A 12,450-nucleotide genomic window follows, 5' to 3' on the forward strand; every position below is an offset into this window, starting at 1 on the left:
TTCCGGAGTTTGAGACGGCGACGTAACGAAAGGTGCGCCGAAGGCGGGTGGTGTGTCCGGATTCGAGTGCGCGGATCCACCACCCGCCGTAGCCATGTGATCTTCCGTTAACACAGAGGATCATGGCCGAAAATCGACGGTCGAGTGTCGGTCGGGTGTCGGGCGGCGGTCGGTCAGACGACCGGCTGGTGCACCCGCTCGACGCGCTGCGTTCCGCTGAGCGTCCGGTAGGAGCGGGCCCAGGCCGCGCTCGCGGCCGGATCGCGCTTGTCGGAGACCGTGTAGTAGTCCATCTGCGAGCGCTCGGCGGTCACGTCGAGCACGCCGTAGCCGTGGTGGTCCATGTCCACCCACTTCACGTGCCGGTTGGCCGCCCTCACCGCGCCCGTGGCCACCACCGAGAGGGTGCCGGGGGCGACGTTCAGCAGGTCGTCCAGGTTGTCCGAGGTCACCGAGGTGACCACGAACTCCGTGGCCACCGAGGCGGAGAACGGGTACGTGGCGGCCTTGGCCGGCACGTCGTTGGCCCAGGCCATGTGGATGTCGCCGGTCAGGAAGACGGTGTTCCTGATCGCCCGGGAGCTCAGGTGGCCCAGCAGCTCCTTGCGGTCGTCGGTGTAGCCGTCCCACTGGTCGACGTTGACCGCGATCCCCTCCACCGGCAGCCCCATCAGCTCGGCGAGCGGCTCCAGGAGGTGCGCGGGCAGTGAGCCGAAGGCGACCGGCGAGACCATCACCGAGGTGCCGACCAGCTGCCAGGCGGCGTCCGAACCGGCCAGGCCGGACTTCAGCCAGTCGAGCTGCGCGCGGCCCGTGATCGTACGCGCCGGGTCGTCGACCGCGCCGGAGCCCGTCTTCGCCTGGGCGGAGCGGAAGGAGCGCAGGTCGAGCAGGTGCAGATCGGCCAGCCTGCCGAAGCGGATCCGGCGGAAGACCGTGCCCTCGGTGGAGGCGCGGACCGGCATCCACTCGAAGTAGGCCCGCTTGGCGGCGGCGACCCGGGCGGCCCAGTCGCCCTCGGCGCCGGGGGTGTGGTTCTCGGCCCCGCCGGTCCAGGCGTCGTTGGCGAACTCGTGGTCGTCCCAGATCGCCACCACCGGATGGGCCGCGTGCAGCGCCTGGAGGTCCGGGTCCGTCTTGTACCGGCCGTGCCGGGTCCGGTAGTCGGCGAGCGACACGATCTCGTGCCGCGGCTCGTGCGGACGGACGGTGTCCTTCGCCGCCGGGTAGACCCCGCTGGCGTACTCGTAGAGGTAGTCGCCCAGGTGCAGGACCGCGTCCAGGTCGGCGCGGGCGGCGAGGTGGCGGTACGCGGAGAAGTGGCCGGCCTCGTAGTTGGCGCAGGACACCACGCCGAAGCGGACGCCCGGGGCGGCGGCGTCCGCGGCCGGGGCCGTGCGGGTCCGGCCGGTGGCCGAGACGGCCGCGCCCGCGGTGAAGCGGAAGAAGTAGGCGGTGGCCGGGCGCAGTCCGCGGACGTCGGCCTTGACGGTGTGGTCGGCGGCGGCGCCCGCCGTGGCCGAACCGGCGGCGACGACCCGGGCGAAGGAGCGGTCCTCGGCCACCTCCCAGTCGACGCGGACGTCCGCGCCGAGCCCGGAGCCGGGCACGGCCTCGGGGGAGGGGGTGACGCGCGTCCAGAGCAGGACGCCGTCGGGCAGCGGGTCGCCCGAGGCGACACCGTGCAGGAAGGCGGGCGCCGGGGCGTCCGCGAGGGCCGGCGCGGCCGCCGCGCCGAGCAGCGCGGGGGTGGCGACGGCGGTGACGGCGGCGGCCTTGACGACCGTGCGCCGCGTGGGGGCAGGGGATATGGAGTGACTGGTCACGGCCAGTCAGATTACTGACGGGTACGAATGGTTGACAGACGGAATCCGGAAAGTTCTCCGGGCATTCGCCCGCCGCTCACGATCTTTTCCGGACACCGCTCGCGATCTTTCCGGGCGCCCGCTCGCGGCGGGTTCCCGGTGATCCCCTCCGCTCCCCGGCCCGTGTGGGCCGGGGGCGGCGGTGGCCGAAAGGGAGGGGTCAGCCGGCCAGGGCCGGGGTGAGGGCGGCGTTGAACTGCTCGACCGTCAGCGGCGGGTTCTGCGAGCCCTCGGCCGTCAGCGTCTTGCCGTCCATCTTCAGCGTCGGCGTGCCCGTCACACCGCTCTCGGTGAAGGTCTTCGACATCTTCATCGCCCAGGCGTCGAAGGTGCCGTCTTCCACGTGCTTCTTGAAGGCGGCGTTCCCCTTCAGCGCCGGGACCGTGTCCGCGACCTCCAGCAGGTAGGAGTCCTTCGCGAACTTGTCCTCGCTCTCCTCCGGGTGCCACTTCGCGGAGTAGAGCGCCGCCTTGTACGTCAGGAACGCCTCCGGGCTGACGTCGAGCGCCGCGCCCAGCGCCGACAGGGCGTTCTTCGAGCCCTCGCCCTGGTCCATGTTGTCGATGAAGGTCGCGCCCACGTACTTGATCTTGTACTTGCCGGCCTCGACGTCCTTCTCGATGGTGGAGCCGATCGACTGCTCGAAGGTCGCGCAGACCGGGCAGCGCGAGTCCTCGTACAGCTCCAGGGTCTTCTTCGCGGACGCCTTGCCGACGACGACGGTCGTGCCGTCCGTGCCCTCGGTGTTCTTCGGGGCGGTGACCGTCTTCGCGTCGGCCGCGGTCTCCCAGGCGGTCGGCTGGTTGGCCTGGACGACCGCGTAGCCGATGCCGCCGGCGGCGGCGAGCACGGCCACCGCCGAGACGCCGACGATCAGCTGCCGGCGGGCCCGGTCCTTCTTCGCCTGGGCCGCGCGCTCGGCGCGCAGACGCTCGCGGGCGGCAGCCTTGTTGGCCTGGTTGTTGCGTGCACTCATGATCGTGAATCTCCGGAGGGGAAAAGGGGGGACGGCAGGGGAGCGTGCGCTCAGACGAGAGCGAGCGATCCCCGCGGCGGCCCCCGTCGCCCCACGGAGTGCACGAGAAGACGCGTACGGGACGCGCGCGGCCGGGGCTCCGGACGCGCCGGACCCGGCACCGCCGGACGGTCCGCGCCCACCAGGGCCGCGAGCAGCTCCAGCGGCCGGAACGCCGAGGCCGCCGCCGCGACGAGCAGCCGCGCCAGCGCCCGTTCCCCGCCGCGCAGCCACCAGGCCGCCGACAGGCCGACCAGCACATGGGCGCCGAGCAGCAGCCACGGCAGCGCCGGATCGGGGGAGGAGAGCACCGCGGCGGCCCCGCCGCCGGGCGCCGCGACCCCGGGCAGCGGCGCGCCCACGGCCCCGCCGCACAGCACCTCCACCCCGAAGGACCGCAGCGCGCCGGCGACCGGCCCGCCGGCGGGCCCGTAACAGACGGCCTGGCCGGAGGTGAAGAGCGTGTCGGCGGCGAGCTCCAGCGGGACGAGCAGCCCCGCGATGGGGCCGAAGCCGCGCTCGCGGCCGGCCAGCGCGTACGCCACGGCGAAGACGCCGACGGCGACCGGCACGACCGTGCCCAGCGGCAGCGGCACCCGGGAGAGCAGCACATGGGAAGCCACGGACAGCGTCACGACCAGTACCGTGAAGACCGCCGCCCGCAGCGCCCTCAGCCGCGTCCCCGTCATGTCCATTGTTGAACGAGTGTGCCATGGCGGGTCATAAGGGGTCCCTAAGGAGAAGCTGTGACTCCGCCTACAGGCAGCCCTCGCCCGCCGGGCGGACCCGTCAGAGGCCCGGTATCCGCCCGTTCCGGAAGAGGTCCACGAAGATCTGGTGGTCCGCACGCGCGCGTGCCCCGTACGCGTGCGCGAACTCGACCAGGAGCTCCGTGAAGCCCTCCTCGTCGGCCGCGATCACCGTGTCGATGGCCAGCTCCGTGGAGAACGGCACCAGCGAGTGGCCGCTGGACTCGTCCGCCGCCGCGTGCATGGTCGCCGTCGCCCGCCCCAGGTCGTCCACGGTCGCCGCGATGTCCTGCGGGTCGTCCATGTCCGACCAGTCCAGGTCCACCGCGTACGGCGACACCTCGGCCACCAGCTGCCCGGCGCCGTCCAGCTCCGTCCACCCCAGCCACGGGTCCGCGTGCGCCTGGAGCGCCCGCTGCGAGATCACCGTGCGGTGCCCCTCGTGCCGGAAGTAGCCCCGCACCGCCGGATCCGTCACGTGCCGCGAGACCGCCGGGGTCTGCGCCTGCTTCATGTAGATCACGACGTCGTTCTCCAGGGCGTCGCTGTGCCCCTCAAGGAGGATGTTGTACGAGGGGAGGCCGGCCGAGCCGATGCCGATCCCGCGCCGCCCGACCACGTCCTTCACCCGGTACGAGTCGGGGCGCACCAGCGAGGACTCCGGCAGGGTCTCCAGATAGCCGTCGAAGGCCGCCAGCACCTTGTAGCGGGTCGCCGCGTCCAGCTCGATCGCCCCGCCGCCGGACGCGAAGCGGCGCTCGTACTCCCGGATCTCGGTCATCGAGTCCAGCAGCCCGAAGCGGGTCATCGCGCGGGCCTGGCGCAGCGCCCCGAGCAGCGCGCCGTCGGCGGTCTCCAGGGTGAAGCCGGGCCGCCCCGGGGCGGAGGGCTCCTTGTCTCCGGTGGCCAGGGCGTGGATCCGCTCCCGGTAGGACGCCGCGTAGATCCGGACCAGGTGGCTGATCTGCTCGTCGCTCAGCGCCTTGGCGTACCCGATCAGGGCGAGCGAGGCGGCGAGCCGCTTGAGGTCCCAGGTGAAGGGGCCGACGTACGCCTCGTCGAAGTCGTTGACGTTGAAGATCAGCCGCCCGTTGGCATCCATGTAGGTGCCGAAGTTCTCCGCGTGCAGATCGCCGTGGATCCACACCCGGCCGGTCCGCTCGTCCAGGAACGGGCCCCCGTCGGCCTCCCCCTCCAGGTCCTTGTAGAAGAGGCAGGCGGTGCCCCGGTAGAAGGCGAAGGCGGAGCCGGCCATCTTCCGGAACTTGACCCTGAAGGCGGCCGGGTCGGCGGCGAGCAGCTCGCCGAAGGCGGTGTCGAAGACGGTGAGGATCTGCTCACCGCGCTCGGCGGCGGTGGGCTGGGGGACCGACATCGAGGGTGCCTCCTGGTGGCGGACGTACGGCGGGAATGTTCACGACAATGTGGACACGCGTTCCACGCTCCCCAACGAACGGCACGGAGCCCGAGTGCCCGCCGACAGTCGGTCCGGCGACGTAGACTTCCACGGTCCCCCCAGCCACCCCTGTGACCGCTACGGAGACCCCGCGCCGTGACCAAGCCGCCCTTCACGCACCTCCACGTCCACACCCAGTACTCCCTGCTGGACGGTGCCGCGCGGCTGAAGGACATGTTCAACGCGTGCAACGAGATGGGCATGACCCATATCGCCATGTCCGACCACGGCAACCTGCACGGCGCGTACGACTTCTTCCACACCGCGAAGAAGGCGGACGTGACGCCGATCATCGGCATCGAGGCGTACGTCGCCCCCGAGTCCCGGCGCAACAAGCGCAAGATCCAGTGGGGTCAGCCGCACCAGAAGCGGGACGACGTCTCCGGCTCCGGCGGCTACACCCACAAGACGATCTGGGCGGCGAACTCCACCGGACTCCACAACCTCTTCAAGCTCTCCTCCGACGCCTACGCCGAGGGCTGGCTCCAGAAGTGGCCCCGGATGGACAAGGAGACCATCGCGCAGTGGTCGGAGGGCCTGATCGCCTCCACCGGCTGCCCCTCCGGCGAGCTCCAGACCCGGCTGCGCCTCGGCCAGTTCGACGAGGCCCTGAAGTCGGCCTCCGAGTACCAGGACATCTTCGGCAAGGACCGCTACTTCCTGGAGCTGATGGACCACGGCATCGAGATCGAGCGCCGGGTCCGCGACGGCCTCCTGGAGATCGGCAAGAAGCTCGGCATCCCGCCGCTGGTCACCAACGACTCGCACTACACGTACGCGCACGAGTCGACCGCCCACGACGCCCTGCTCTGCATCCAGACCGGCAAGAACCTCTCCGACCCGGACCGCTTCCGCTTCGACGGCACCGGCTACTACCTCAAGTCCACGGACGAGATGTACGCCATCGACTCCTCGGACGCCTGGCAGGAGGGCTGCCGCAACACCCTCCTGGTCGCCGAGCAGATCGACACCGCCGGCATGTTCGAGCCGCGCGACCTCATGCCGAAGTTCGACATCCCGGAAGAGGGCTACACCAACGTCACCTGGTTCAAGGAGGAGGTGCGGCGCGGCATGGCCCGCCGCTACCCCGGAGGCGTCCCCGAGGACCGGCAGCGGCAGGCCGAGTACGAGATGGACGTCATCATCCAGATGGGGTTCCCCGGCTACTTCCTCGTCGTCGCCGACTTCATCATGTGGGCGAAGAAGCAGGGCATCGCCGTCGGTCCCGGCCGAGGCTCCGCGGCCGGCTCGATCGTCGCGTACGCCATGGGCATCACCGACCTCGACCCCATCCCGCACGGCCTGATCTTCGAGCGCTTCCTCAACCCCGAGCGCGTCTCCATGCCCGATGTCGACATCGACTTCGACGAGCGCAGGCGCGTCGAGGTGATCCGGTACGTGACCGAGAAGTACGGCGCCGACAAGGTCGCCATGATCGGCACCTACGGCAAGATCAAGGCGAAGAACGCCATCAAGGACTCCGCGCGCGTCCTCGGCTACCCCTACGCCATGGGCGACCGGCTCACCAAGGCCATGCCCGCCGACGTCCTCGGCAAGGGCATCGACCTCAACGGCATCACCGACCCCTCGCACCCGCGCTACAGCGAGGCGGGCGAGATCCGGGCGATGTACGAGAACGAGCCCGACGTGAAGAAGGTCATCGACACCGCCAAGGGCGTCGAGGGCCTGGTCCGCCAGATGGGCGTGCACGCGGCCGGCGTGATCATGTCCAGCGAGCCGATCGTCGAGCACGCCCCGATCTGGGTGCGGCACACCGACAACGTCACCATCACGCAGTGGGACTACCCCCAGTGCGAGTCGCTCGGCCTGATCAAGATGGACTTCCTGGGCCTCAGGAACCTCACGATCATGGACGACGCCGTCAAGATGGTGAAGGCCAACAAGGGGATCGACCTCGACCTCCTGGCCCTGCCGCTCGACGACCCGAAGACCTTCGAACTGCTCCAGCGCGGCGACACCCTCGGCGTCTTCCAGTTCGACGGCGGCCCCATGCGGTCCCTGCTCCGGCTGATGAAGCCCGACAACTTCGAAGACATCTCCGCCGTGTCCGCCCTGTACCGGCCGGGCCCGATGGGCATGAACTCGCACACGAACTACGCCCTGCGCAAGAACCTCCAGCAGGAGATCACCCCGATCCACCCCGAGCTGGAGAAGCCGCTCGAAGAGGTGCTCGCGGTCACCTACGGCCTGATCGTCTACCAGGAGCAGGTGCAGAAGGCCGCCCAGATCATCGCCGGCTACTCGCTCGGCGAGGCCGACATCCTCCGCCGCGTCATGGGCAAGAAGAAGCCCGAGGAGCTGGCGAAGAACTTCACCATCTTCCAGGCGGGCGCCAAGGAGAAGGGCTACAGCGACGAGGCCATCCAGGCGCTCTGGGACGTCCTGGTCCCCTTCGCCGGCTACGCCTTCAACAAGGCCCACTCGGCCGCGTACGGCCTGGTCTCCTACTGGACCGCCTACCTCAAGGCGAACTACCCCGCCGAGTACATGGCCGGCCTGCTGACCTCGGTCAAGGACGACAAGGACAAGTCCGCGGTCTACCTCAACGAGTGCCGCCGCATGGGCATCAAGGTCCTCCCGCCGAACGTGAACGAGTCGGAGTCGAACTTCGCCGCCCAGGGCGACGACGTCATCCTCTTCGGCCTCACCGCCGTGCGGAACGTCGGCTCCAACGTCGTCGAGTCGATCATCAAGAGCCGCAAGGCCAAGGGGAAGTACGCCACCTTCCCCGACTTCCTCGACAAGGTCGAGGCCGTGGTCTGCAACAAGCGCACCATCGAGTCGCTCATCAAGGCCGGCGCCTTCGACACCATGGGCCACACCCGCAAGGGCCTCGTCGCCCAGCACGAACCCATGATCGACAACGTGGTGGCGGTCAAGCGCAAGGAGGCCGAGGGCCAGTTCGACCTCTTCGGCGGCATGGGCGAGGAGACGAGCGACGAGCCCGGCTTCGGCCTCGACGTCACCTTCACCGAGGACGAGTGGGACAAGACCTACCTCCTCGCGCAGGAGCGCGAGATGCTCGGTCTGTACGTCTCCGACCACCCGCTCTTCGGCCTGGAGCACGTCCTCTCCGACAAGACCGACGCGGGCATCTCCCAGCTCACCGGCGGCGAGCACTCCGACGGCGCGGTCGTCACCATCGGCGGCATCATCTCCGGCCTCCAGCGGAAGATGACCAAGCAGGGCAACGCCTGGGCGATCGCCACCGTCGAGGACCTCGCCGGCTCCATCGAGTGCATGTTCTTCCCCGCCACCTATCAGCTGGTCTCCACCCAGCTCGTCGAGGACGCCGTCGTCTTCGTCAAGGGCCGGCTCGACAAGCGCGAGGACATCCCCCGTCTGGTCGCCATGGAGCTGATGGTCCCCGACCTCTCCAACGCCGGGACCAACGCCCCCGTGATCCTCACCATCCCCGCCCTCAAGGTCACCCCTCCGATGGTGAGCCGACTGGACGAGATCCTCCGCCACCACAAGGGCAACACCGAGGTGCGGATCAAGCTCCAGGGCCCCCGCTCCACCACCGTGCTCCGCCTCGACCGGCACCGGGTGACGGCCGACCCCGCCCTCTTCGGCGACCTCAAGGTGCTGCTCGGCCCGTCCTGCCTGGCCGGATAGCCGCCCGGCCGCGCACCGCCCGGCCGTCGACCGCCCGGCCGCGCACACGCGCAAGGGGCGCGCCCGTCGTCACGGGCGCGCCCCTTTGCCGTGTACGGGCGTCAGTTGTGGCCGAAGCGCTTCTGACGGCCCTTCCGCGCCATGTCACCGGGGGTGACCTGGGAGGCGCGGCTCTCGGCCTGTGACTCCATCGACGACTGCTGCGCCTGCTGGGCACCGCGCTCGGCCGGCGACGACTGCTGCTTCTGACGGTTCTGGTTGCGGTTCTTGGCCATGGGGGTGATGCCTCCTCGAAGGGATCTAGGGGCCAAAGCCGCTGTCAGACTCACACACGGGACAAACCGCCGCATGTTGGATCATTACGGTGCGTGAGGACGCCCCTCGCGAAGGCGGGCCGGCACTCCGCCACGCCGATGATCCAGTTCCGGCCGTCAACCCCCTGGCCTTCGGGCAGACTCGAAGGAACCCGGAACACCTGAGATCCCGAGTCCGGCCGAGATCCGAAAGAGGGTGGAGCACGTGGACCGATGCGTCGTACTGGTGGACGCCGGCTATCTGCTGGGGGCCGCCGCCAGCCTGCTCGCCGGGGAACCGGCCCGCTCCCGCATCAGCGTGGACCACGCGGGTCTCATCCAGCAGCTGAGGGAACGCGCCGAGACCGAGACCGGCCTCCCGCTCCTGCGGATCTACTGGTTCGACGGCGCGCCCGACCGGGTGCCCCAGCCCGAGCACCGCCGGCTGCGCGTGATGCCCCGGGTCACCGTCCGGCTCGGCGCCCTGACCCGCAGCGACGGCCGCTGGGCCCAGAAGGGCGTCGACGCGGCCATGCACACCGAGCTCACCGAGCTCGCCCGCAACCGCGCCTGCACCGACATCGTCCTCGTCACCGGCGACGGCGACCTGCTCCCCGGCCTCATGTCCGCCAAGGAACACGGCGTCGCCGTCCACCTCTGGGCCGTCCAGGCCGCCGACGGCGACTACAACCAGTCCGAGGACCTGGTCGCCGAGGCCGACGAACGCCGGGTCCTCGACCGGACCTGGATCACCCGGGCCGTCCGCGCCAAGGACCTCACCGGCATCTGCGCCCCGCCGCCGGTGCCCCGCCCCGAGATCGCCGCCATCCTCTCCGCCCCGCTGCCCGAGGCCGCCCTCGCCTCCGCCGAACGGGCCGCCGAGGCCGCCGCGGCCGCCGCCGTACGGAACGGGCGGCCGGCCCCCGGCGGAAGCCCCGTACCCTCCGCCGACGGGCACGGGCCCGCCGTCCCCGCCCCCACCGCCGGCAAGACCGTCCCCACCCCCAAGGACCTCGCCGGACTGCGCCCCGCCGCCGCCCCGCACCCCACCGCACCCCAGACCGCCAGCGCCCTGCGCTGGTCCTCCGACCGGGGCTGGGTCGAACGGCCCGCGACCGCCCTCGGCGAACCGCCCGAGACCGCCTCGCTGCCCACCCTCGCCCAGCTCACCAGCGCCGAGCAGCGCTGGGCCGACCGCGAGGAGGACATCACCACCGTCGGCGGCGACCCCTTCGAGGTCGGCCAGGTGTTCGCCCGGCGCTGGCTGGAGCGGCTCCCCGAGCAGAGCCACGTCCAGGGCCTCTCCGTCCTCTACCCCCGCATCCCGCACCGCATCGACGGCGAACTGCTCCGCTACGCCGCCCGCTTCGGCCTCCTCGCCCACAAGGACGACCAGATCGACGAGCACGACCGCTACGCCATCCGCGCCGGCTTCTGGCGCGAGATCGACGTCCGCGCCGCCACCGAACACGCCCCCGCGCCCGGACCCGGACCGGCGACCCCGTAGGCTCTTCCCCCGTGAGTACGGTGTGCGTGGTGCGGGAACTGGTCAAGACGTACCCCGCCACGCGCGGCAGGCGGGGCGCTCCCGCGACCCCCGAGGTGCGGGCCACCGACGGGATCGACCTGGACGTGCGCGGCGGCGAGATCTTCGGCCTGCTCGGGCCCAACGGAGCGGGCAAGTCGACCCTGGTGCGCCAGCTGACCGGGCTGATGCGCCCCGACTCCGGCACGGTCGAGCTCCTCGGCCACGACCTGGTCCGCCACCCCGAGCGCGCCGCCCGCCTCCTCGCCTACCTCGGCCAGGAGTCCACCGCCCTCGACGAGCTGACCGTCGCCCTCGCCGCCGAGACCACCGGCCGGCTGCGCGGCCTCACCGCCGCCGACGCGCGCGCCGAGCGGGACGCCGTCCTCGACGAGCTGGGCCTCGGCGAGCTGGCCGGCCGGCCGCTCAAGAAGCTCTCCGGCGGCCAGCGCCGGCTCGCCTGCTTCGCCACCGCCCTCGTCGGCCACCGCCCCGTGCTCGTCCTCGACGAGCCCACCACCGGCATGGACCCGATCGCCCGCCGCGCGGTCTGGGCCGCCGTCGACCGCCGCCGCGCCGAGCACGGCACCACCGTCCTGCTCGTCACCCACAACGTCATCGAGGCCGAGACCGTCCTCGACCGGGTCGCCGTCCTCGACCGCGGCCGGGTGATCGCCTGCGACACCCCCGCCGGGCTGAAGGAACGTGTCGCCGACGAGGTCCGCGTCGAGCTGCTGTGGCGCGAGTCCGCCCCGCTCGACCTCCCCGAGGTCGCCGCCCTGCGCGAGCTCGCCCAGGAGTCCGGCCGCCGCTGGATCCTCCGCCTCGCCCCCGACGCGGCCCGCGCCGCCGTCGCCGCGGTCACCGGCGGCGCGGCCTTCGCCGCCCTCGACGACTTCACCCTCGCCACGCCCAGCCTGGAGGACGTCTACCTCGCCCTCGGCGGCGCCGCCCGCGAAGGGCTGGTGAAGGCGTGAACCTCTTCGGCTCGTCCAGCCCCTCCGTCCGTTCGAACGCCTCCCGCACCACCGGCGTGACCCCCCACGTACCGCACGTCACCCCCAGGAGCTGTCCGCGTTGAGCACCCTGCCCGCCGAGGCCCTGCCGGCCGGCGTGCCGGCCACCGGGGCCCGGGACGCCGAGGAGGCCGCGCCCCTCGCCCCGCCCGCCCGGCTGCTGCCCTCCCTCGCCGCCGTCTACAAGGCGCAGCTCAGCCGGGCCCGGGTGGCCCGCATCCCGCTGCTCTTCGTCGCCACCTTCCAGTCCATCGGGATCATGATCCTGATGCGCGGGGTCGTCGACGGCGGCTCCGAGGCCCGCGCGGTCGTCGCCGGCTCGACCGTCCTCGTCGTCGCCTTCGTCGCCCTCAACCTGCTCGCCCAGTACTTCGGGCAGCTCCGGGCCACCGGCGGCCTCGACCACTACGCCACCCTGCCCGTGCCGCCCGCCGCCGTGGTGCTCGGCGCCGCCGGCGCGTACGCCTCCTTCACCGTGCCCGGCACGCTCGTCACCGCCGTCACCGGCGCCGTCCTCTTCGGGCTGCCGCTCGGCCACCTGTGGCTGCTCGCCGCCGTCGTCCCGCTCTCCGGCGCCGCCCTCGCCGGGCTCGGCGCCGCCCTCGGCCTGCTCGCCCCCCGCCAGGAACTGGCCACCCTCCTCGGCCAGCTCGGCATGTCCGCCGCGCTCCTCCTCGGCGTGCTCCCCGGCGAGCGGATGCCGGAGCCGATCGGCTGGGCGCGGGACCTGCTGCCGTCCACGTACGGCGTCGAGGCGCTGGCCCGCGCCTTCGACCCGCACCCCGACTGGGCGGCCGTCGCCCTCGACCTGGCCGTCTGCGGCGCCGTCGGCGTCCTGTCGCTGGCCGTCGCCACCTGGGCCTACCGCAGGGCCGCGGTCCGCTGAGGCGGG

The 12,450-nt window shown here is 71.7% G+C and carries 9 protein-coding genes; 4 read left to right on the forward strand and 5 right to left on the reverse strand.

Features of this window, described 5'->3' with window-relative positions:
* Window positions 1-173: 173 nt before the first annotated feature.
* The 4 genes from ACFXMG_RS09350 to ACFXMG_RS09365 form a co-directional block, all read right to left on the reverse strand.
* Entirely contained in the window at window positions 174-1,826 is a 1,653-nt protein-coding gene (locus ACFXMG_RS09350) for an alkaline phosphatase D family protein (protein ID WP_383822442.1), read from the reverse strand.
* Window positions 1,827-2,025: 199 nt separating this feature from the next.
* Complete coding sequence (locus tag ACFXMG_RS09355) at window positions 2,026-2,841, reverse strand: thioredoxin domain-containing protein (protein WP_383822440.1); 816 nt, start codon at window positions 2,839-2,841, stop codon at window positions 2,026-2,028.
* A gap of 50 nt (window positions 2,842-2,891) precedes the next feature.
* Entirely contained in the window at window positions 2,892-3,575 is a 684-nt protein-coding gene (locus tag ACFXMG_RS09360) for a hypothetical protein (protein WP_383822437.1), read from the reverse strand.
* 94 nt (window positions 3,576-3,669) lie between these two features.
* Complete coding sequence (locus ACFXMG_RS09365; protein ID WP_383822434.1) at window positions 3,670-5,004, reverse strand: DUF2252 domain-containing protein; 1,335 nt, start codon at window positions 5,002-5,004, stop codon at window positions 3,670-3,672.
* Window positions 5,005-5,181: 177 nt separating this feature from the next.
* Here ACFXMG_RS09365 and dnaE point away from each other — a divergent pair, with 177 nt between their 5' ends.
* A complete protein-coding gene (gene dnaE, locus ACFXMG_RS09370; RefSeq protein ID WP_383822431.1) occupies window positions 5,182-8,724 on the forward strand; it encodes a DNA polymerase III subunit alpha in 3,543 nt (1,180 codons plus the stop codon).
* 101 nt (window positions 8,725-8,825) lie between these two features.
* On the opposite strand, the gene ACFXMG_RS09375 is transcribed toward dnaE, so the two are convergent.
* Entirely contained in the window at window positions 8,826-8,999 is a 174-nt protein-coding gene (locus ACFXMG_RS09375) for a hypothetical protein (RefSeq protein WP_383822428.1), read from the reverse strand.
* Window positions 9,000-9,234: 235 nt separating this feature from the next.
* Between ACFXMG_RS09375 and ACFXMG_RS09380 the strand changes: the two genes are divergently transcribed.
* The 3 genes from ACFXMG_RS09380 (at window position 9,235) to ACFXMG_RS09390 (ending at window position 12,444) form a co-directional block, all read left to right on the forward strand.
* Window positions 9,235-10,524, forward strand: a complete 1,290-nt coding sequence (locus ACFXMG_RS09380) for an NYN domain-containing protein (RefSeq protein ID WP_383822425.1) — start codon at window positions 9,235-9,237, stop codon at window positions 10,522-10,524.
* A gap of 11 nt (window positions 10,525-10,535) precedes the next feature.
* Entirely contained in the window at window positions 10,536-11,519 is a 984-nt protein-coding gene (locus ACFXMG_RS09385; RefSeq protein WP_383822422.1) for an ABC transporter ATP-binding protein, read from the forward strand.
* A gap of 100 nt (window positions 11,520-11,619) precedes the next feature.
* Window positions 11,620-12,444, forward strand: a complete 825-nt coding sequence (locus ACFXMG_RS09390) for an ABC transporter permease (protein ID WP_383822420.1) — start codon at window positions 11,620-11,622, stop codon at window positions 12,442-12,444.
* Window positions 12,445-12,450 lie beyond the last annotated feature (6 nt).

It is taken from the genome of Streptomyces sp. NPDC059201, from assembly GCF_042754585.1.
In the GTDB taxonomy this organism is placed as follows: Bacteria; Actinomycetota; Actinomycetes; order Streptomycetales; family Streptomycetaceae; genus Streptomyces.

Coding starts and splice junctions, on each gene's coding strand:
- ACFXMG_RS09355 (WP_383822440.1), bottom strand. CDS start 2,841: ATGAGTGCACGCAACAACCAGGCCAACAAGGCTGCCGCCCGCGAGCGT.
- ACFXMG_RS09360 (WP_383822437.1), bottom strand. CDS start 3,575: ATGGACATGACGGGGACGCGGCTGAGGGCGCTGCGGGCGGCGGTCTTC.
- ACFXMG_RS09365 (WP_383822434.1), bottom strand. CDS start 5,004: ATGTCGGTCCCCCAGCCCACCGCCGCCGAGCGCGGTGAGCAGATCCTC.
- ACFXMG_RS09375 (WP_383822428.1), bottom strand. CDS start 8,999: ATGGCCAAGAACCGCAACCAGAACCGTCAGAAGCAGCAGTCGTCGCCG.